General features: G+C 49.1%; 17 protein-coding genes. 9 read left to right on the plus strand and 8 right to left on the minus strand.

Features of this window, described 5'->3' with window-relative positions; translation table 11 throughout:
• The first annotated feature begins 76 nt into the window (after nt 1–76).
• The 6 genes from FJM65_RS00320 to FJM65_RS00345 all read left to right on the plus strand — a co-directional run bounded on the left by FJM65_RS00320 (nt 77) and on the right by FJM65_RS00345 (nt 7075).
• A complete protein-coding gene (locus FJM65_RS00320; RefSeq protein WP_140618181.1) occupies nt 77–520 on the plus strand; it encodes an AAA family ATPase in 444 nt (147 codons plus the stop codon).
• A gap of 81 nt (nt 521–601) precedes the next feature.
• Nucleotides 602–1816: a pyridoxal phosphate-dependent aminotransferase gene (locus tag FJM65_RS00325; RefSeq protein ID WP_140618183.1), complete on the plus strand. Its 1215-nt coding sequence runs from the start codon at nt 602–604 to the stop codon at nt 1814–1816.
• Nucleotides 1817–2063: 247 nt separating this feature from the next.
• Nucleotides 2064–2510: a hypothetical protein gene (locus FJM65_RS00330; RefSeq protein ID WP_140618186.1), complete on the plus strand. Its 447-nt coding sequence runs from the start codon at nt 2064–2066 to the stop codon at nt 2508–2510.
• A gap of 155 nt (nt 2511–2665) precedes the next feature.
• A complete protein-coding gene (locus tag FJM65_RS00335; RefSeq protein ID WP_140618188.1) occupies nt 2666–3331 on the plus strand; it encodes a hypothetical protein in 666 nt (221 codons plus the stop codon).
• 307 nt (nt 3332–3638) lie between these two features.
• Nucleotides 3639–4979, plus strand: a complete 1341-nt coding sequence (locus FJM65_RS00340; protein WP_140618190.1) for a hypothetical protein — start codon at nt 3639–3641, stop codon at nt 4977–4979.
• 251 nt (nt 4980–5230) lie between these two features.
• Complete coding sequence (locus FJM65_RS00345; protein ID WP_140618192.1) at nt 5231–7075, plus strand: PLP-dependent aminotransferase family protein; 1845 nt, start codon at nt 5231–5233, stop codon at nt 7073–7075.
• Nucleotides 7076–7275: 200 nt separating this feature from the next.
• On the opposite strand, the gene FJM65_RS00350 is transcribed toward FJM65_RS00345, so the two are convergent.
• On the minus strand, nt 7276–9105 hold the full coding sequence (locus FJM65_RS00350; RefSeq protein ID WP_140618194.1) for a M2 family metallopeptidase: 1830 nt from the start codon (nt 9103–9105) through the stop codon (nt 7276–7278).
• Nucleotides 9106–9287: 182 nt separating this feature from the next.
• Between FJM65_RS00350 and FJM65_RS00355 the strand changes: the two genes are divergently transcribed.
• A protein-coding gene (locus tag FJM65_RS00355; protein ID WP_140618196.1) for an IS3 family transposase occupies nt 9288–10561 on the plus strand; the annotation gives its coding sequence in 2 pieces (ribosomal slippage) (nt 9288–9654 and nt 9654–10561; 1275 coding nt in all).
• A 75-nt stretch (nt 10562–10636) separates the two neighbouring features.
• Here FJM65_RS00355 and rmuC read toward each other — a convergent pair.
• From rmuC to FJM65_RS00370, 3 genes are all read right to left on the minus strand, one after another.
• Nucleotides 10637–11965 carry a DNA recombination protein RmuC gene (rmuC, locus tag FJM65_RS00360; protein ID WP_140618198.1) on the minus strand — a complete coding sequence of 443 codons (1329 nt, stop codon included), beginning with the start codon at nt 11963–11965 and terminating at the stop codon, nt 10637–10639.
• Nucleotides 11966–12127: 162 nt separating this feature from the next.
• Entirely contained in the window at nt 12128–12958 is an 831-nt protein-coding gene (locus tag FJM65_RS00365; RefSeq protein WP_140618201.1) for a histidine phosphatase family protein, read from the minus strand.
• 127 nt (nt 12959–13085) lie between these two features.
• Complete coding sequence (locus FJM65_RS00370) at nt 13086–14462, minus strand: DEAD/DEAH box helicase (protein ID WP_140619450.1); 1377 nt, start codon at nt 14460–14462, stop codon at nt 13086–13088.
• Nucleotides 14463–14567: 105 nt separating this feature from the next.
• Here FJM65_RS00370 and FJM65_RS00375 point away from each other — a divergent pair, with 105 nt between their 5' ends.
• Nucleotides 14568–15668 (plus strand): AI-2E family transporter, encoded by a 1101-nt coding sequence (locus tag FJM65_RS00375; protein WP_140618203.1) that lies wholly within the window; start codon nt 14568–14570, stop codon nt 15666–15668.
• 2 nt (nt 15669–15670) lie between these two features.
• Here the strand turns inward: FJM65_RS00375 and FJM65_RS00380 are convergent, their stop codons facing one another.
• Together FJM65_RS00380 and FJM65_RS00385 are read right to left on the minus strand one after the other, a co-directional pair.
• Nucleotides 15671–16411 (minus strand): LytR/AlgR family response regulator transcription factor, encoded by a 741-nt coding sequence (locus FJM65_RS00380; RefSeq protein ID WP_140618205.1) that lies wholly within the window; start codon nt 16409–16411, stop codon nt 15671–15673.
• A 300-nt stretch (nt 16412–16711) separates the two neighbouring features.
• A complete protein-coding gene (locus FJM65_RS00385) occupies nt 16712–17728 on the minus strand; it encodes a sensor histidine kinase (protein WP_140618208.1) in 1017 nt (338 codons plus the stop codon).
• Between the two features lie 214 nt (nt 17729–17942).
• On the opposite strand from FJM65_RS00385, the gene FJM65_RS00390 reads away from it, so the two are divergent.
• Nucleotides 17943–20405 carry an outer membrane beta-barrel family protein gene (locus FJM65_RS00390; protein WP_140618210.1) on the plus strand — a complete coding sequence of 821 codons (2463 nt, stop codon included), beginning with the start codon at nt 17943–17945 and terminating at the stop codon, nt 20403–20405.
• Nucleotides 20406–20542: 137 nt separating this feature from the next.
• Here FJM65_RS00390 and FJM65_RS00395 read toward each other — a convergent pair whose 3' ends face one another.
• Together FJM65_RS00395 and FJM65_RS00400 are read right to left on the minus strand one after the other, a co-directional pair.
• Nucleotides 20543–20761, minus strand: coding sequence for a YgaP family membrane protein (locus FJM65_RS00395; protein WP_140618212.1), 219 nt, complete (start codon nt 20759–20761; stop codon nt 20543–20545).
• A 134-nt stretch (nt 20762–20895) separates the two neighbouring features.
• On the minus strand, nt 20896–22083 hold the full coding sequence (locus tag FJM65_RS00400) for an acyltransferase family protein (protein WP_140618214.1): 1188 nt from the start codon (nt 22081–22083) through the stop codon (nt 20896–20898).
• Between the last annotated feature and the right edge of the window lie 26 nt (nt 22084–22109).

The raw sequence follows: 22109 nt of genomic DNA on the forward strand, positions 1-22109 counted from the left end.
CTCCGGAGCCGCTAAAGTTACAGTAATAGCTACGCCCTGCAACTATTTACAGGAAACCTACTTAAAATCTGACACCATGCAAGCCATCATCTTCTGCGGCATACAGGCCAGCGGCAAGTCCACCTTCTACAAAGAGCGCTTCTTTAACAGCCACGTGCGCATCAGCCTGGATCAGCTCCGGACCCGACACCGGGAACGGCTTTTCCTGGATACCTGCCTGAAAAGCCAGATGCGCTTTGTGGTAGACAATACCAACCCCACCCGGGCAGAGCGCGCAAAGTATATCCGTATGGCGAAAGCTGCAAAGTATGAGGTGATCGGCTATTTTTTCGAATCCGGTTCCGGCGATGCCGTGCGGCGCAACAGCCAGCGCAGCGGGCGTTTCCTGGTACCGGTTAAAGGCATTTACGGTACCCATAAGCGGCTGGAGAAACCCACGTTGAGCGAAGGCTTCGACAAACTATACGTTGTGCAACTGATGCCCTGGGGAGAGTATGAAGTATGGCAGGTACCGGAATAGGAAAGGCGCTAAATAAATTCATGGGGAGCTGGTGTACAGGCAATCTTCTGCGGTGCTATATTCGCTAAAATTTTTAGCTGTATGATTAACAGGAGCAATCGCCTTAACAACGTGTCGTATGACCTGTGCGGGCCGCTGTATGAAAAGGCGAAGGAGCTGGAGCTTTTGGGCCACCGCATTACCAAACTGAACATCGGCAATCCTGCCCCCTTTGGCTTTGAGGCTCCTGAGGAGGTGGTGCAGCATATTATCCGAAATCTGAGTAATGCCCAGGGCTACTCCGACCACAAGGGCCTGCTTAGCGCCCGCGAGGCTGTAAAGCGCTATTACGATAACAAAGGGATCTGGAATATAAGCAACGAGGAAATTTTTCTGGGCAACGGCCTGAGCGAGCTAATCATGCATGCGGTGGAGGCCCTGCTGAACGAAGGAGATGAGGTGCTGGTGCCGTCGCCGGATTACCCGCTCTGGACTGCCGCCGTGCGCTTCGCAGGGGGCAAAGCCGTGCACTACCGCTGCGACGAGGAGGCCGACTGGTTCCCGGATGTGCAGGACATCAAGCGTAAACTCACCAGCCGTACCCGCGCCGTCGTTATCATCAACCCCAACAACCCAACCGGCGCAGTATACTCTAAAGCGCTTTTGCAGGAATTGGTGGCGCTGGCCGAGGAGCACAACCTGGTTGTTTTCGCCGATGAGATCTACGATAAAATCCTGTATGATGAGACAGCGTTCACCTCTGCCGCCACCCTGTCTGAGGATGTGTTGTTCGTTACCTTCAGTGGCTTGTCCAAAAACTACCTGGCGGCTGGCTTCCGGGCGGGTTGGATGCTGGTGAGCGGTGCCAGGCATAAAGCAAAGGACTACATCAGCGGCCTGAATACTCTGGCAAGCCTGCGCGTGTGCAGCAACGTGCCGGCGCAGTATGCCATTGAGGCGGCCCTGGAGGGGCAGCAAAGTATAACCGACCTCACCAAACCCCATGGCAGGCTGGGGCGGCAGCGGGCGATCTGTTACGAGAAGCTCTCAGCCATGCCCGGCATTTCCTGTGTGAAGCCAAAGGGTGCTTTTTACATGTTCCCGAAGCTGGACGTAAAGCGGTTTAAACTACAGGATGACCAACAGTTTGCCCTCGATCTTCTCTCGGAGCAGCAGGTGCTGCTCGTGCCGGGAACGGGCTTCAACTATCCGCACCACGATCATTTCCGGGTAGTATACCTGCCAGAGCCGCAGGAACTGAGCCAGACGCTGGACAGGCTGGCGTCTTTCCTCAAAGCTTATCAGCAGGAGGGGTAAGAGTTGGAATATGCTGTACTTCAAAGTTTTATTGATAAGCTGTAGAAAAGTTGTATATTAAGAAAGAGGTATGTAACTTTTTTTTATGGCTTTTCAATCACGGTGGTGGTGCTTCGTATCTGAAACAACTCCACACATAGTGCAGATAAGCCGAGTAGACTTCCGTTTAGCAGTATGTTGTGTGGCATAGAAGTACAAAATGATTTTATCTAAAGAATAGAAATAAGAAGGGATGCAGATACAAACTATGGAATCTGAGCGTTTCCACTACCTCAAGAAGAAAAGGAAGTCCTTCAACAAAACACGAGTTTTAGGACCTTTCATTCTTCTCTTGTTAAATTCTCTTTTCATTTACTCCTTCAATCTGGATATAAATATTTCCATCATATTGTTTTCGTTATTGACAATATTCACCACAATAATTTGTGTATTTATTGCCCAGAATGCCATATCGAAGTTGGATAAACTTGTTGTAAAATTAGAGCTTCATGAAAGTGAATTATGCTTGACGCTAATAAAAGGAACAAGAGTTCTTCAACAAGGAAGTTATAGTTTGACAGAGCAAATAGTACCTGTAGTTGATAAAGAGTATAGTGCAATCGGAATAAGTGCCCAAGGAAAAGTAAACTATGTTGTAAGGGAGTTCTTCCCGAAAAGCATAGAAAAATTATTAAATAAAGAACATGAAAAGTAGACGTACAGGTATGGAATAAAATACGTCACACAACAAGGTTCAGCCTTTATGCTTGGCAAAGCCTCGCCCATCGGCTGCACGAGTAACGTTACATGGTATTAATGACTATCAAAGAATATAAGCTGAAAAATAAATCCTCTAGATAAATTCAATTAATGCATTACAATATTCTTCGAATAAGTTCAGACCCTAAAGTAATTGGTGTTAACAATGGGATTTATCAAATTGAACTTGACAAGTCATGCTTCTCAAATATCAAAGAGTATGAAAAATTCATTTTAGAATTTCCAGAAGATAGCAATGTAGACATAAATTATCCGCGGCCACTAATATATAGAGTTCTTAAAAAAGCAAAGCTTACTGACTTTATGGGGTACTCACAAAGCCTTATAGGAGTTCCTTTTGTTTTATCAGGCAAGGCGGTAAGAATCTTTAATGATTTCTCTTTAAAAGAGCACTCTTTGATTGAAATTGAATTCAAAGAAAATAAAGATAATAGCTACTACCTTTTTAGGTATCCTTTTACAGAGAATAGTACGATAAATTTTGAGAAGTCTGTGTTTTACACGCAAAGACCAGGGCAGGATAAGGTCTACCACAAAATCCACAGCGAAGATGATTTTAAGGTTTTCTGGAAGCAAAATGCCCTTTGGAGGGCTGAAAAGTTTGTACTAGAAGAATCTGAAGCAAACTATGATTGCATAAGATTACGAATTGGTGGAGTTTTTATCTCGGACAAGCTTCAGAAAGCAATAGAAGCAGCTGGATTAATAGGACAAAATATACCTAAAACTAATGCTCCTATTATAACATTTAATTAAAGTCAGTTCTGACAGATTATTTTCTCAGCAGAACATAAATCAAATAAAAGAACAACATCATACAACATAAACTAAACGTCAGGCATCGGCCTTAGGCCATATCCATCGTTTAGCAAAGCCGTTGTAAACATGATCCAAAAAAGTCTCTTAACTCTAGTATAAATCAATTCAGTTATTTTGATAAAGGAAGTTGATAATGTCTTTACTTGTAAGACCTTAATTATTTACTATTTTCGTCATTAAAGAATTTAACAGAGATAGTTTCTTTTATATTTTTTAAAAAATTTATTACTCTTCAATCCCTTTAATGAACAATTTAATTTCCAGATCACTGGTATTAGCAGTTGCAGTTTTACTTTCTTCCTGTCAGAAAGATGATAATGTTCCACACACCGATTATAGTATTAAATGTAACTCAGAGCTGGAGGTTATTAGTCAATATCCAAACGGATGGATCAAAGAGGCTAAAACAATAATTAGTTCAAATTCGGGAAGCAGAACAAAGGAAGAATTCGAATATTACCAAAACGGGTATATAAAATCCGCTAAACTATATCGAGTTCTTCCAACCGATCATTTATATATGGAAGTAAGTCGTAGCGAGGATAACAAACCATTATGGTCAAAATATTATTTGCCGGAGGGAAATGTTTGGTTCGAAACCGAATATGAAAATGGTCTTCCTTTAGTTAAAAAATTTTATAGTGAAGAAGGCATAGCTATTCATGAGTACGATGATGGAGAATTGATTTCAATAGAATACACGGCAGCGAATAATATTAGTAATAGTATCATTACTTATGATCAAGCGGCAGGAACAAGGAATGTGAATATTCTAAATAACGGCCAAACCATCCTAAATGAAAATTATCCAATCCAGGATCAAGTTGGTACAGGCTTTTACTCGAAGACATTTGTTCCGGTTGCCGACGTTTTCGAAGATATTGAAACGGTTTATAGAGACAAGAACTGGGGTAAATCTCTATTATCCTCTACTGACTGGAAATATGACATAAATTCTTTTAATGAGCTTATTTACCCTGAGCCCGCTGGTTTTCGTAAGTTGAATACCAAACTCGCTGTCAGCAACCCTATGTACCAGGCTATAATCGAGCAATATCCGGTAACCGAAAATGGAGTAATGCTGACCGGTGGCTATGATCTCGAAGCATTTAAAGAATTCTCCCCTAGTTTTATTATTAGTGATTCCCTGGCAAAGGTAAAAGAAGATGAGCCTGAGTTTTTTGAACTTAAATATGGGCAGGAGATCATCAAGAAAGTAGATTTCGGAAAAAACTATATCGTTATTGGTGCAATACGAAATCTACCTACAAACGATGAAGCTGCGGAAAAGATCAAAGAAATAGCTAGAATGCGGATGGATGAAATACAAGGATATTCATTTACGATGATGAGGGACAATAAAATTACTTTCATCCAAGGTGAGATTGGTAATGGTCTTACTGCAGAAGAACAAGATCTTTTAGGCAAAGTCTGGTTTGAAGTAAAGTTTTTCTCTAATCTAAAGCAACACCAAAATGGTATTGTGCTAAACACAGAAGAGGATTACAAAAAGGCTATAAAAGCTGTTAATGATGCTGACTTTTCAGTAATTAATTTAGAGTATCTATTAATCGATGCCTACTAAATTTAAATACCATCTACTTCCAAGGTAGCATTATTGTTTTAGTAAAAGTAGAATCAAAAAGCGATTTTTTTGGCTAGAGTATACAACAACGGTTCATCGCTAATAGTCGGCACACCTAGAAAAAAAATTTATCTACGTTATTGCTTCAGGCTCTGCATGCACAAATCTGTTGCAATGCAACAAACATGGAACAACACTTTTAAAATAGGTCTAAGCAATCTATATTATCGGCCTAACACAAGGTAAAAATTATGAAAGACAATAAAGTGCTGCATTATATTGAAGATGTAGTAGAAAACATGCCAACTGATTGGTTGAGGCTAACAACGCATCGGCTGGATATTTATAATGAACAATTAGCCAAAACCGAATTTCTAGAACAGTTCGAAGTCCTTTTTAACGACAATAACTCTGAAACATCAGCGCTCAGCAGCTTACCCACTGCTTTCGATTATATCCGCTTAGGTCATCCGTTGTCTTCGGTACTGGAATGGACAGTTGCTAGATTGAATACTCTCAAGCCGGAAAATGTAATCAGTTTTTCTTCCAGGACGGTCCCTGTTTTAGCAGTTCTGAGAAAAAACCTGCTGGACCATAAGAACACCCGAATCCTTTATACCGGTGCGTTACCGGATGTTTTTGATGCTGAAGTGATAAAGCGTGTTTATGGTTATAATTTTGACTTAAAGCAGATAGAGAACACAGAAGAGATATCTGAGTTTAACGGCAGTACTATTTTCGTTTCACAAGAAGATGAAGTCGGCAACGCTAGCCTCTCCCCAAAAATTGACTTTTATATCAGTGTCCATCCTCCCTTGGGAAGTATCCTGTTAGTAAACGGTGAACAGAATGAAAGTTACATTTCAGAAATCCAGCACGTCAGAAGAAGAGAGACGATCGCTATGACGCCAGCCAAATGTTTCTCTGCCTTGCAGCAGCTGTTAAAGAAGCCTTCTTCTGATCATGATAAAAGCAATGCCGAGGCAAACAAAGCACGTGTCTTAGATTTAATCAAAGAGATTACCGGCACTAACACAAAATCGCTGCTTGGTTCTTCCGGACTGTCTACACAATATGCGATCATGATGGGTCTTGTTCATGATGCCCTGGACAACCATAAAGGAAAGGCTATAAAATTTGTTGTCCCCCCGAACTGCTATGGTGGTACCAATGACCAGGCTAGGCGGGTAGCTGCTTGTATTGATAATGTAGAAGTGGTGGACTTGCCGGTGGACGGGGATCATGACATGGTTCAAAGTATAGATACCGTGCTGGAGAAAATTGCGAAGGAAGATGCGGTACCTTACATCATCGCTGAAATTCCGACGAACCCAAGAGTCGAGGTTCCGGATCTTAAAAAACTAAGGGATGTGCTAAGTAAAGAGCGTAAAACGGCAACTGGGGAAGTAGCTATTGACCCTGTTTTTATCTTGGACCAGACCTTCTGCCCTAATGTACAATTCTTAAGAAAAGACGGCATACTCTCAGCGATCAGGGCCATATCTTACGTCAGCGGATCTAAATTCCCGAGTGGCGGCAAAGTTACCGCCGGCTACTGTGTAGCAAACACCAAAGCGGAAGCTTTGCTGGAAAAAATAGAAAAGCACCTGATGCTTTGCGATAATGAGGCGACCGATCTTCAAATGGAGATACTTGCCCAGCAATTGCCTTCCATGAATCAAAGGATTGAAGAAGCCTATAAGAATACGCGTGAATTTGTAAACTTCATCAAGGATACTTTACCTGGGGCGAAGATTAATTTTGTTTCAGAAGAATTGGCAAAAGAAGGATTTACGCCCTCCGTATTTTCGCTGGACCTTCCCACAAAAGGAAATACAGATGAAGAAAGGGAGTCCTATAAAAGAGCACTGAATCAGAAACTGATTGATATGATGATCAGAGAGATCCCGAACGAGAGTAAATACTGTGTGAGTTACGGGCAGTTAAAAGGGTGTTACTGGACGATACCTGCCACCTCCACTCAGGGAACGACTAAAGAGGCCGACAAAGATTACATAGCCCGTGTATCCTTATCTCCTGATATGGATCTTGAACTTCACAAAAAAGTCTTTTTAGATTTTGTGGAGCAAATTTAATTCTGTTGGAGGTGCTATTGTAAAATTTGCTTCGGTACAACAGCTTCACAAGTTTACTTCATCACTTCGGGCTCACAAGAAGTGAAAGAAGAATTCAATAAAACGTGCCATAGCCAAAGAGTTGCCTCAAAACACAAAAGCCGCAACAGAGAAATCTGCTGCGGCTTTTGCCTTATCTCGGAACTCGTAATTCGGAACTCCTAAAGCGTATACTTTCTGCCTTTGTTCTGTTCTTTCAGGTAGTCCATCAGCGGCTGGAAGTAGGCCACCATGGCGCGGGCGCTTAGCTCTTCGCCGGTTTTCTCTTTCAGCATCTGGCGCCAGTCGGCAGAGGCACCCGGGTACATGATGTCGCGGAGGAAGTTACCGACTTCTTTGCTGCCATAGTAGTTGGTGGCGTGCGGATCCTGGTGCAGTATGTTTTTGGCGATGTGGTCGTGCAACTGGAACAGGATCACATAGCTCATGGCATAGTCGTAATACTGCGCCGCATCGTCGTTGATGTGCGTTTTAGTGGCTGCGTCCAGGTAGTTCTCGCCGCGGTCTGTTGGCGGCACAATGCCCTGGTACTTTTTCTTCAGCTCCCACCAGCGCTTGTTCAGCTGGTCTGAGGGCAGGTTTTGGGCATAGAAATCATGCTCCCACTCGCTCATCACCCCGGAAGAGAAAGGTATAAACACCACATAGTTAAGGGCCTCTTTCAGCAAGGTTTGCACCTCGTCGGTCTGCGTGTTCTTGTCGATCAGGTTCAGCTCCGCCAGGAAAGGCTTTTGCATGGCAGCCAGACCCATCAGCGATCCGATCGCCTCGTGGTACGCGCGGTTGGCGCCGCCCCGCAGCAACACCGGTACGTCCGGGTTGGTATAGCTCATGTAATAGTAGATGTGGCCCAGCTCGTGGTGCGTTGTCTCATACCATTCCGCGTTTGGCTCCACGCTCATCAGGCTGCGCACATCCTTGTCCAGGTCCATGTGCCAGGCAGAGGCATGGTTGTTCTTTTTGTAGTCGGCGCTTGCCGGCAGCGGGTACAGGCTGGACTTTTCGTAAAAGCTCTGCGGCAACTCCGAAAAGCCGAGGCTGGTATAAAAACGCTCGCCCTGCTTTACGAGCCACTTAGCGCCTTTTGGCTTCAGGGCTGCGTCCAAATCTATTCCTTCTACCTCTACCATCGGGCTCCAGTCCTGGCCCCAGCGGTTGGGCACCCAGTGGGCAGGCAGGTAATCCGGCACCTCTTTTACGCCATACTTCTTGGCCAGCTCATAACGGGCATAGGTATGGAGCTCGCGGTATAGCGGGCGCAGTTCCTGGTTTATCTGCCGCATCAGGTCCATCATCTCCTCGCGGCTCATGCCGTAATCCGATGCTTGATAGGTAAAATAATCGTCGTAGCCGAGGCTTTGTACTGTTTTGTTGCGCAGGTCGCGCAGGTTCAGCAGGCCTTCACGCAGGTCAGGGCCAACCGCTTTGCTAGCTTCCCAGGCATCCAAACGCTTTTTGGGGTCTGTTTCTGTTTTCAGGATGTTGTCGATGTCGTTTGTGCTCACCGACTTATCGTAGATGCGGTAGTCAAAGCCGTAAAGCTTTTCTGTCTGCTCTGTCTCGGCCTTAATGCGGGCTTTCACCACATCCGGAATAATCTGCGGATTGTTGGCACCGGCATAAAGTATGGCCTCGAACTGCTTTACCTGCAGTGGCGTGAGCTGATCTTTTTTCTCCAGCATGGCCTTGGCTTTCTCTATGTTTTCGGCACTGCCGGTAAAGGCGGCAAAGGCTTCGTTAGCGCGTTGTGTGGCGGCGGCATTGGTGGTGTCGCCTTCTACTATTTTGGTGTTGGAGGCCCATTCTGCCTCGGCAGATTTTGTGTACAGGTCCTGGTAGGTGTTGGAGTACTCATTCAGGAACGCCTGCGCTACCTGTTGTGCTTCGGTCATCTCTGCAGTTTGCTCGGTGCCAGCAGTCTCCGTTTTTTGGGTAGAGCAGGAGGAGAGGAGCACCGCCGCAGTAAGGCCGGTAAAGATTAGTTTTTTCATGGGTTAGCATTGAGTTCAGCTAACTAAGATAATACGCAGGTGCGGGAGAAGCAAGTGTAAGAGTTCTTGTTGGGGCTCTTGAATTGATTATTCAACAAAAATAAAAGCACCATTTATCCATGGTGCTTTTATTTTTAAAGTTGTCCCGTCCTAAAATAGGTTGACACTAAAATCAACCTTATATGGAAAAACCGACAGAGAAAAAAAGCAAGCGCACCCAGCGGGACTACACCTTTGGCTTTAAATTGGCCGTGGTGGCCGAGGTAGAGCAAGTAGATCTGACCTACAAGCAAGCCCAAAAGAAGTACGGCATTCAGGGCAGAAGCACCGTTTTGGTTTGGCTTCGCAAGCACGGTCGCTTAACTTGGGACTACAACCCGAACGCTATGCCCCAGACACCCAACCAACGCATCAAAGAACTGGAAGCCCAGCTGGCGGCTTCCGAGAAAAGAGCCAAAGAAGCCGAGCTCAAGGCCAAGCTGCTGGACACCATCATTGACGTGGCCGAGGGGCAGATGGGGATCCAGATCCGAAAAAAGCCTGTGGCGGGGCCCTCGAACGTCTCCGCCAGAAAGAGCAAATAAGCCTCGCGCTGGCCTGCCGGCTGCTTGGTCACAGCCGGCAGGCCCATTACCAGCGGCAGGCAAGGGCTCTGCAACAAAAGCAGATCGCCGACCGGGTTGTGGAGCTGGTGCAGCAGGTCCGCCTGAAGATGCCGCGGCTGGGCACCCGCAAGCTCTACTACCTGCTCCAGGGGCAGCTCCGGGAACTGAAGGTGGGAAGAGACAAGTTCTTCTCTATCCTCAGCGACAGGGCACTGCTGGTCAAGCCAAAGAAAAGCTACCATAAGACCACGGACTCCAAGCACTGGATGAAAAAGCACAGGAACCTGGTGGAGGGGCTCAAGGTAGAACGTGCCGAGCAGGTGTGGGTCTCAGACATCACCTATATCCCTACCAGAGAAGGGCACAGCTACCTTTCCCTGGTCACCGATGGCTACTCCAAGAAGATCATGGGCTACCACCTCTCCGAGGACCTGCGGGCAGAGGGGCCGGTAGAGGCCCTGAAGATGGCCGTGGGCAAGAGAAAGTATGGGTTCAGCCTTATCCACCATTCGGACCGGGGGCTGCAGTACTGCTCCCAGGAGTACCAGCAGCTGCTGGCGGCAGTCCAGATAAAACCGAGCATGACGGAGAAATACGACCCTTACCAGAATGCGGTGGCAGAGCGGGTGAACGGCATTTTGAAGGATGAGTTCGCTCTGGAGCGGGGCTTTGCCCACCACCTGGAGGCAGTGCAGGTGATAGCTGAGTCAGTGAGCATCTACAACACCCTCAGGCCCCACCTCTCGTGCCATTACCTGACGCCTGAGCAGATGCACCGCCAGCAGGAACTCGAGGTAAAACAGTGGAAAAAGAAAACCTCCAACACAAACGCATTGGAGGTCTCAATTTAAAAAGTAATTTCGTCTCAAAACCGTCAACTTATTTCAGGACGAGACAAGTCTAAAAATGGAGCATGTGAGCTATGCTCAGCAGTTTTCCTCCTCCGGCAGTTGCGCTTCCTGCAGCAGGTTCTCATCAATTGTTTTGCTGGTTTTGGCCCCCAGTTCGCGCAAAATCTCTACCCGGCGAATGAGGTTGCCGCGGCCCTCGGTGAGTTTGTTCATGGCGGCGTTGTAAGACGTCTGGCTGCTTTCCAGGTGCTTGCCCACCGTTTTCAGGTCCTCCACAAAGCCTACAAATTTGTCGTACAGCTTGCCGCTTTCCTCCGCTATCTTGAGTACGTTACGTTTCTGGTCCTCCTGCCGCCATACGCCGGCCACCGTTCTTAGGGTCGCCAGAAGGGTAGAGGTGGTAACCAGCACAATATTTTTGTCAAAGGCGTCGGTGAAGAGGTTGTGGTCGTGCTGCACGGCCAGGTTAAAGGCTGGCTCTATGGGGATGTACATCAGCACAAAATCCGGGGAGTTGATGCCGTTGAGGCGGTGATAGCTTTTACGGCTGAGGTCGGAGAAGTGGGTGCGGACGGAGTTGATATGGCCGCGCAAGTATACTTCCTGCTGGTGCTCATCCTCGCAGCTGCAGAAGGCCTCATACGCCACCAGCGACATCTTAGAGTCGATGATCAGGTGCTTGCCCTCGGGCAGGCGCACAATCACGTCGGGGCGGTATACTTGCTTTTCCTCGTTTTGCCGTACTTCCTCGCGCTCGTAATGCACCCCTTTGCGCAAGCCGGACTTCTCCAGCAGGCTCTCCAGCAGGTATTCGCCCCAGTTACCCTGCGTTTTGCTTTCGCCTTTTAGGGCCTTTGTCAGGTTCACAGCATCCTGGCTCATCTGCTGGTTCAGGGAGGCTAGCTGGGTAATTTGCTCTTTTAGGGAGATGCTGTCTTTTAGGGTTTTCTCGTAGGTCTGCTCCACCTTTACTTCAAACTCCTTAATGCGCTCTTTAAGCGGGGAGAGGATGCGCTCCAGGTTTTCGGAAGAGGCTTTGTTGAAGTGCTCGGCGTTTGTCATGAGCACCTGGTTAGAGATGCTCTGGAACTGCTGCAGGAACTTTTCGCGGAGCTGTTCCAACTCGCGCCCCTGCTCCTGCAGGCGGGCTTTCAGGTGCTCGTAATCGGTTTCGGTTTTGGTAAGGGCGTTGGTCAGGTCCAGCGTTTCGGACTGCGCCTCGCGCAGCTGTAGCTTCAGTTGGTCCAGTTCATCGGCTTTCTGCTTTGCCTGTCCTTCAAGCACGCCCTGGGTAACGGCTGCCTGGTTGGCTACCTGCTGCAGCGCATTCATTTTCCCCTTCAGCGCCAGAAAAGCCACTACCAGCCCCGCCAAAAATGCTGCTATACCTATGATCATCTCCATTAGGTAAAGGTATAGCTTTTTAGCATCGGAGCAAATGGTTTTGCTAATGAAATTAGCTTACTAAGCAGAAGGCTGCTCTGCTATAGTATAAGAGGAAGTACCGTACAATAAAACACTTGGAAGTGGGAAACCTGAAAGATGTAGGCTCCTGTAGGTTTCAACTTAATCTCTTGTAGAAAGGGCTAACGGGGCAGGTGCTTTGTCTTCTACTTTCACCAGGATGGTAGTGCCGAGGTATCCGTTCCCACCGTCGCGCACCACACGCCAGCCCATTTCCTCCAGGTCCTTTTTAATGTACCTGTTCAGGAAGCCGTGCGCCACCAGCACTGCCTTGGGATTCTTCTCCGTGGCCGCGGCCAAGCTCTCAGCCGCTTTGCGAGCCCGAGCCTTTGCCTCAGCGAAACTTTCAATGCCGTCCGGGGCACCACCCAGCATCCACTTGATTCTGGCGGCGGCTGTCCAGAGCTTGATGGGTAAGCGGAAGCTAAGGCCTCGTTTACCTAGCGCGGTTTCAAATTCCCTGAAGTCCGGGGATACGGTGACGTTGGCTTCTTCCCCAAAAAGATATTTTGCCGTAGCGCGGGCACGGTTGATAGAGCTGCAGAACAGAGATACCTCCTCCGGGTTGTCGATAGCAAGCAGTGGCATAGTTGGTGCCACAATACCCACACTGTCGTAATCCACCAGGAACTTTCTGGCCTCTTTAAAAGAGAATTTGCCCGTCTTCACCAGGTCCGGCTCCCCGTGGCGCACAAGGGCAATCTGGCGAAGATTGCTGTAGTCTTCCACCACCTGGTCTTCCGGTTGAATGAAGCGAACAGCATGTGCCACGGCAGCTTTGTCGGATACCATGGCAGCAGACTCTTCAGCAAGTGTTCTGTATTTCTGCTCGATCTGTTCGATCGTTTTTTCATGGCCGCCCTTGCTGTTGGCGCTGGCTGGCAAACAGGCGATAGACACGCCAAGCACAAAAGTCAGGATCATTCTCTTCATACCTAGGCAACCGCAGGAGAAAACCGATGGTTCCGACTCAATGTAAATTCACAGTTTAATCCAATGGCTTAAGTAGGTACAGCTCCAAAATTCAGGTATAGCAAGAACTGTGAAGGTGGCGGCAGGCTTATTTCACAAAGCTCACTTTATACTTGCGGCCTTTGATTTTAGCTTCGTTTAGCTTACGAACCGCCTTGGATGCAGCATCTTCGGGAATGGCAACAAAGCTGTGACGGTCCTGGATCTCTATCTTGCCGATCTCTGCGGCTTTCAGGCCTACTTCAGCAATGAGCGCTCCCACAATATCGCGCGGACTAAGCTTGTCTTTGCGGCCGCCGCTGATGTGCAGCGTGGTGAGTCCCGGCGTTTCGACAGGGGCAAGCGTGTCGGCTGCGGTTAGCTGTTCAGGCTCCAGCCACTCATTCACCTGCACCTCCGGCCATTGCTCCAGCTTTTGCACTTCGCGCGGGCTCAGCAAGGAATAAACGGTACCCGATTTGCCCGCCCTGCCGGTGCGGCCGCTGCGGTGCAGGTAGGCGTCCTGGTGCTGGGGCAGTTCGTAATGCACAATCTGCTGCACCACGTCCATGTCCAACCCGCGGGCGGCCAGGTCGGTGGCAACAAGGATGGCGGTGGTACCATTGCGGAAAAGCGTCATGGTTTTGTCGCGCTCGCGCTGCTCTAGCTTGCCGTGCAAGGCGCGCGACGAGAAACCATGCTCCTGCAGGTGCCGGGCCACTTCCTCGGTAGTGAGGCGAGCATTAACGAACACCACAGTTCCGGCTGAGTTTATACTTTGCAGCAAAGCGAGCAGTGCCTGTGGCTTCTGCGCGTCCTGCACCTTCAGGCCATAGTATAGAATGCGGTCGGGTACGGTAGTGGCGGTGGCATGTATAAACTTCGGGTCCTGCAGCGAGTTTGCTATTAGTTCCTTTACATCCTCCTCCATGGTAGCCGAGAACAGGATGGTCTGCCGTTGGCGGGGAAGCGCCCGCAGCAGCTCGTCCAATTCCTCCTCAAAGCCCATCTCGAGCAGCTTATCCGCCTCATCTAAAACTACTTTGGTAGCTTTGCTAAGATCTAAGGTTCTGCGGCTGAGGTGGTCGGTAAGGCGGCCCGGCGTACCCACAAGCACCTGTGGCGGCTGCGCCAGCGAGTCTTCCTCTACCCGAAAAGAGTGTCCCCCGTAGAAAGCGCTGATCTTCAGGTTTGGGATAAAGCGGGCGTACAGTTTCAGCTCCTGCCGCACCTGCACGGCCAGCTCTCGGGTGGGCACTACCACCAGGGCCTGCACCTGCTGTAGCGCCGGGTTTATACTTTGCAGCAAGGGCAAGCCGAAGGCAGCTGTTTTGCCGCTCCCTGTTTCGGCCTGTCCGGCCACATCCAGGTGCTGCAGTAGCAGCGGAATGGCCTGTTCCTGAATGGGAGTGGGCGAAGTATACTGCAGTGCCTGCAGCGCCTGTAACAGTTGCTTATTCAGCTTGAGTTGCTCAAAAGTAGCCATGGCCGTAGGGTAAGTGAGCAGCAAAGGTACGTTATTTCTGCGTGTGCAGCGTGCTTCGGAGGGGTATTCCGAACCCAATACACGGGGGCGGCGGTATGAGGAAGTATGGAAGCAGACAAGCGGCTCCGGCATTATACTCTTCTACTGCTCTTTGGCGTGCTACTGGTCTACGTGCTGGTGCAGGCACGGGAGTTCCTGTACCCGATCCTGATGGCGGTGCTCTTCTCTTACCTGCTCTACCCTGTGGGCAAGTGGCTCGAAACAAAAGGCTTGCCCCGGGTGCTGGCCAACTTCATTACTGTGGTGGGGGCCATGGCTATTTTTATAGGGGCTTTGCTGCTTCTCTACAAACAGCTCATCGTGTTTCTGAGCGATTTTCCGGAGCTGCAGGAGGAGGCGATGCACAATTTGGACCGGCTGCAGCAAAATATAGACCGCCGTTTTGGCGAGACAAACCCTGAAGATAAGCACTGGCTGCAAGCCCAGATTGGAAATGCGCTGGAGATGAGCGGCAATTTTCTGAAAGACATCCTGATGGCTACCACCGGCACGCTGGCAAAATTGGGCCTGATGCCGGTTTATATATTTCTGTTTCTGTATTACCGCAACAAGTTTGAGGCTTTTGTCTACCGGCAGACATCTGAGGCCAGGCAAGTAGCCATCCGGAAGGTCATCGCTGAAATTTCGCAGGTTACCAAGCATTACATGGCGGGCGTGGTGCGCGTCATACTTATACTTTGCGTGCTCAATTCCACAGGCTTGTTACTGATTGGCGTGGATTATTGGCTCCTGTTGGGGCTGATTTCTGCGTTTATCAACTTTATACCATACTTCGGCACCCTGATCGGCGGAGCCGTGCCGCTGCTCTACACGCTGCTGGTGCAGGGCGACCCGCACAAGGCGCTGCTGGTGCTGCTGTTTTTCCTGCTGGTGCAGTTCACCGAAAACAACATCCTGACGCCCAACATCACGGGCAGCAAAGTGAACATCAACCCGCTGTTTACCATCCTTAGCATTATTGTGGGCGGCATGATCTGGGGTTTGCCCGGTATGTTTCTGGCAGTGCCATACCTGGGCATGTTCAAAGTATACTGCGACCACCATGAGCACCTGCAAGGCTGGTCGTACATGCTGGGCACGGAAGGCACCGAACAGCATGCGCTTACCTTTGAGAAGATAAAAAAAATGTTTAGAAATAAAAGGTAGCCTCAGAGCCTGTTCTTGTCCCGGATCATGCGCAGGAAACCTTCGCGGTAAGTCTCGCCCACTGGTATTTCCTTTTCGCCAATGTATACGGTATTGCCGTCAATCATACTTACTTTCTCGATGGAGATGATGTAGGAGCGGTGCACGCGGTAAAAAGGCGGCTGCGGCAGTTGCTCTGCCAGGTCCGTCAGGGATTGGTAAGTAACCAGGCGCTGCCCCGGCAGGTACAGCGACACGTAGTTCTTCAGGCCTTCCACATACAGAATGTCGCTGTAGGCCACCTTCAGAAACTTGTTCTTGCTCTCGCCTTTCACGAACATGTAATCCGGTGCTGGCGGCGCGGTTATCGGTTCTGTGAGGGCTGGCGATGCTTTAACCGGCTCCTGCAGTTGCAGCATACTTTGCGCTTTGTGCACCGCTTTTAAAAAGCGGTCGAAGGGGATGGGCTTGAGCAGGTAATCCACCACGTCGTGCTCGTAGCCTTCCAGCGCATACTCAGGGTAGGCGGTGGTCAGTATAACTTTGCACTTGCTGCCGCAGATCTTCAGGAACTGAATGCCCGTCAGCTCCGGCATCTGTATGTCCAGGAACACCAGGTCAACCTTACCCTCCTGCACCCAGTTAATGGCCTCTATCGGGCTGGTGGTTTTGCCTACCAGTTCCAGGAAAGGCACCTTGCTGATGTAATCAGCCAGGAGGTTGGCAGCGTAGGCTTCGTCATCAACGGCAATGCAACGGATCATAGTGCGTTTGGGAGTTTAGGAGTTAGAGAGTTTAGGAGTATTTTGTCTGGTTCAGGATTTGCGGGATTACATGATGATTTACAGGGTTAAGATACTTGGATTATGATCAATATTCATCTTCATTATTGAAAATTAGGGAAGTGCATAAATCCTGTTCATCCTTGAATCCTGTAAATCCTGATTCAGACAGCTAAGACCTCGCAGCGTGCGCAGCTCCTGCGAGCGTCTGGCTAAGGCAGGTCAGATGCGGTGTAGCATTAGACACTCGCGGGTCATAAAGACGCCGCGAGGTCTGCAGAATTATACTTGCTGCAGCTTCAGCGTGGTTTTATACTGTTTGCCATCATCCTGCACATCCATGGTATACCTGCCGGGGTAAAGCAGCTCCAGGCGGCGGCGAACGTTAGCCAGGCCGATGCCGGTAGTCTGGTCTTTCTGGCTTTTATTGATGCGGTTGCTCACGTCAAAATATAAACTGTCATGCTCCAGCTGCAGGTTTATTTTTACCGGGGCAGCGGCATCGTCTACCACGCCATGCTTCAGGGCATTCTCTACAAACGGGATGAGCACCAGCGAGGGCATCCGCTGCCCGTTCACCTGCCCTTGTATGTTAAAGTTCACAAAGAAATTGTCTTCGAAACGCAGCCGGTAGATCTCGAGGTAGTTGTGCAGGTAATCCACTTCCTTTTGCAGCTCCACCTTGCCGTCTTTGCTCTCGTGCAACATGTAGCGCATCAGGTCAGATAGCCGTATAATGGCGTCAGCCAGTTTGCCGGAAACCGGATAAGCTAAAGAGTATAAATAGTTTAAGGTGTTGTACAAGAAGTGCGGGTTGATCTGCGATTTAAGGAAAGCAAGCTCTGCCTGCGCCTTTTCCTGTTTCAGGGTGCGGTTCTCCCGTTCTTTTTCCAATGTCGCCTCAAGTAACCACACTACAGTTCCTAGAACAATGCCGGGCAATGCCCAATAAAGGTTATCAAAGAAGTAATACAAAAGCGGGGTATGTGTGCCATAGTTCCTGAACCCGAACAGGTAGGGGAATAGGGTCTCTTCAATGCCATAGCGGAGGCAAGTATAAAGCAGCATCACGCCCATCAGACCAAGCCCCAGCACTAACCAGTTCTTTTTTCTCATCCATAAAGGAAGCACCAGCTTATAACAGGCATAAAACTCCACCATGCTCAACACGTCGGAGGAAAGTTTCAGCATAAGGAGGTTGAATTTCCAGCTGTAGAGGATGTAACCTAAAATTGTATAACCAATGTAGAGTGTCCAGCCCAACAGGTGCAGCCCCACTTTTTTCTGAGATTCAGTCATGCACTAAAAATAGGAAGAACTTCCCGCACCGGCACTTTTTTTATCCCATTCCCCGGTTTTGTCGTCTCAACCCCAACGTTACCGGTATAAACCCGGCACTAAGTGGCTTTTTCGGGTTCGGATAATATTCTGCGGCGTTGGGATTATTTAATTTATAGAGTGAGAGGCATCACGCAATTTTGGCTCAGGATAAAGCAAAACACAATCTAAAGCCATGAAAAAAGCATCTACAACTATCTTACAGGCCAAAGCAGTAAAGCAGGTACTTCGCCTGGTATACCTGATCTGCGGATTCTCTATATACATTACCGCCACGCCAATTCTGGCGCAGACTACACCCACGGTAAGTGGCATTGTAGCGGATGCCGCCACCCAGTCGCCGCTGGCGTATACTTCCATCGTGTTGCTGCACCTGCCGGACTCTGCCGTGGCTGCCTCTGAGATGACAGAGAGCGGCGGCACGTATACATTCAGCGAGGTGAAGCCTGGAATATATGTGGTGAAGGCGCTGATGGTAGGATTTAACCCCGCCGCAAGCTTACCATTTGAAGTAAAGCAGCAGGCGGTGGTGCTGCCGGCGTTGAAAATGCAGCAAAAAGCCAATGAACTGCAGGAAGTAGTGGTGCAGGGACAGAAACCCTTGCTGGAGCAGCAGCCCGACCGGCTGGTGATGAACGTGGAGCAGCTGAACACCGCGGGCGATAACGCCCTGGAGGTACTAAAGTATGCGCCGGGCGTACGGCTGGACAAGGACGAAAACATCCTGTTTAGGGGAAACGGCAGCGTGAATGTGATGATCAACGGCAAAATGACCTACATGACCAATGCGGAGTTAAGAAGCTACCTGAAATCCTTGCCAGCCGCAACTGTAAGCAAAGTAGAGCTAATGGCCAATCCGCCGGCCTCTTTTGATGCGGCAGGTACCGGTGGTGTGATCAACATCCTGTTAAAACGCGACGAGACAATGGGACTGAACGGCTCGGCCAATCTCAGCCTGGGGCAGGGAAAGTATGAGAAAGTGCGGGCAGGGGTGAATTTGAATTACAATACTGGCAAAGTAAGCCTTTTTACCCGCCTGAACGCCGGGCACTACAACTCCTTTAACCGCCTTACCTTAAGGCGCAACATTAACGACAGCCTGTATAACCAGGTAAACTATTGGCACCCCATTACCAAAAGCTACAACCTGACAGCCGGTGCCGATTACTTTATAAACGCCAGGCATACCGTGGGCGTGATGGCCAAAAGCTATATTTCCCCGTCTGAAACCATGGTTACCAGCAACTCAGTGAACTATGATGCCGAAGGCGCTTTGTTTGGCCGGATGGCCATGCGCAACCCCGAGGAATCCAGCACCGATAACTATAGCGTGAACCTGAACTATAAGTTTGAGATAGACAGCACGGGTCGCGCCCTTAGCTTTGATGCGGACTATGTAACTTACGGAACCCAATCCAACGAACAGTTTACGAACCACTTTTACGGCGCAGCCGGAGAGGCAACGCAGGTTCCGGTGCAGTTGCGCAGCGCCAACGGGGCCGAGGCAAGTATAAAATCCCTGAAACTGGACTATGTGCACCCCTTCGGGAACGATTTTAAAGCAGAGGCTGGCTGGAAGAGCAGCTGGGTGCGAAATAACAGCGATGTGAAATTTGAAGAACTGCAGGAGCAGGGGTGGGTAAACGACACCATGCGCACCAACAGCTTTTTGTACAACGAGAACATTAACGCGGCTTACCTAAGCCTGAGCAAGCAGTTCAGCGAGGCCTTCAGTATAAAAGCGGGAGTGCGTGCAGAGCAAACTAATGCGGAGGGCCATTCGGTAACAAAAGGTGAGGAGGTAGACAGAAACTACCTGAAGCTTTTCCCGAGCTTGTTTGTGAGCTACAAGGCAGATGAAAATAACCAGTTTTCAGCTTCCTATAGCCGCCGCATCAGCCGCCCGTCCTACAGCCGCCTGAACCCATTTACCTCTTTCAGCGACCCGTACACGGCCATGGAAGGAAACCCGTTCCTGCAGCCGTCTTTTTCCAACTCCCTGCAGGTTAACTACACGTACAAGAACTTTCAGTTGCTGAGCCTGAGTTACCTCGAAACGAATGATTTTGTGATGAACGTGATTGAGCAGAACGATGAGACAAAGGTCAGCATCAGCAAACCGCAAAACCTGAGCAAGGCAACTGACCTGACCCTTAGCAGCGGCGGCACGCTTCCCCTGACAGACTGGCTCTCCTCAACTCTGCAACTGGAAGGCAGCTACTCTACCATATCTACGCCGTTATTGGGCGAAAATTATAATACGGACCAGTTTACCTGGTCAGCCAGCACAGATCAAACTGTAACATTGCCCAAAGCGTATAAACTGCAGCTTTCAGCGTACTATATTTCTCCGTCTGTGCAGGGCCTTCACCACATGAAGGCGGGTTACCAGATAGACCTCGGGGCCAAAAAAGAGCTGTGGAACGGGAAAGCCACCCTGGGCCTAAAGTTGCGCGACGTGTTTAACACCAGCAGGTGGCGCAGCACGCTTCAGTATGCCAACGTAAATATGTTTTGGCAAAACCAATGGGAGAGCCGCCGCCTGGACTTGTCCTTTGACATTAAGTTTGGCAACTCTAAAGTAAAGACCGCCCGCAACCGCAAAACCGGCACCGGTGAGGAAGAGGGAAGGTTGTAGTAAATCTAAATCTTACTTTACCACTGGCTGGCCCTGCTCCATTCCCTATAAGCAGGGCCAGCCAATGGGCTTTTGCGGGTGTGCTTAAGATCTTTTAGATCAATATTAAGCTACGATAGCCTCCGGCATTGGCTTCTTTAGTTATGGTGCCTTGTGGTGCGTGGGCAGGTGTTCAGCCCGAAGATGGCATATAACGGGCAAAAAGCCACTAAACTAGTAAGTATAAAGATAGCGGCAACAACTAAGAGTACGATTCCCAATGTGCCTGTAACAGTGCCTGTAAAGTATAAAATCGCTAAAACGGCCGCCACTACCAACCTGATAATTCTGTCGGCACTTCCCATGTTCTTTTTCATATCCTATTTAATTTTACTCTCGCTCGCTGCATACATAACCTGAAACAAGAGAGAAATTTTATAATTTAATAAGCGTAAAATTATTGGGTAAGTATCTTGATAACAATGATATATGTCATGTATTGACGTGAAATTCAATGAGTTTGCTCACTTACCGGAACAGAGGAGCTTATTAGCACGCCCTTTACGGGCACCGCTGTTATGGCCTTGTTCTTTGCCTTCAGCCCAAACGGCACGCGCAGCCAGTTCACCGGCATGATCACGTACTTCACCAGCACAAAGCAAAGTATAAACGTGCCCAGCGACATCAGGGTGAACTTGGTGCCGATCGATAACGGGGCATCCTGCAGGTAAAAGCCCAGGGCCACCGTTATCGTCTGGTGCAAAATGTAGAAGGGGTACACCATTTCGTTGGCCTGCGCCAGGTATTTGCTTTTGATGTTGAGGTGCTGCATGGCAAAGCCCAGGATGGCCATCATCCATAACCAGCGGTTGCTCTGCTTTATGATATAGTAGCTGTTTAGCTGGAATGCTGTAAAGTCTTTGTCTCTAAACCAGTAGGCCAACAGCACCAGGCTCAGGGTTAGCAAAGCCGTAGCCAGGCTGTACCAGCGTATTTTCCTGATCTTCTCCTGCAGCTCAGGAACCTTCATCAGTATAAAACCAACTAAAAACACGCTCACGTACAGGAAATGATTGGCCCAGTCATCTATCAGGGCGTTGGTGGCTGGGAACCGCTCGTACAGGAGCACACCGCCCATACTTAGCCAAAGCGCAGGAGCCAGCAGTAGCATAACGCCGTTGGTTTTGCTTAGGTTGAGTTTTGCTTTGCGCAGAAACAGTAGCAAGGGCAGCAAAAAGATACTGTAGTGCAGGATGTAGGCCAGATACCAGAGGTGGTGCCAGCTAAAGTTGCCCTGTGGGTAAGGCTCGAAATCAAAGACAGAGGGAAAGAAGCTCCAATAGCTGCCACTAAAGCCCTGCACCACCCGCTCAAAGTATACCTGCGGCGGCACCACCAGCAGCATGCCTACCAGCAGCGGCACCAGAATGCGCTTTAGCCTGTCTTTTACAAAGGTGCCTGCGCTGCGGTAGCCCAGGGCATAGTATACGCCCACGCCCGACACCAGGAATATCAGCGACATGCGCCACTGGCTCAGGAAAAGCATCGGGTACTCCATGCTCTCGCTGAGCTGGTTGTTTTTTACGTGCCACTCCCAGCTCACGAAGAACATGCCGGTGTGGTAAAAGATGAGGAGCGAAAAGGCCAGCACCCGCAGCCAGTCGAACTCGTAACGTCTGATTTTTACTTGATTTTCCATAGCGTTTCAGTTTTAGCACAAACCTA

Origin of the sequence: Pontibacter mangrovi, assembly GCF_006385705.1 — a bacterium.
Lineage (GTDB): Bacteria > Bacteroidota > Bacteroidia > Cytophagales > Hymenobacteraceae > Pontibacter > Pontibacter mangrovi.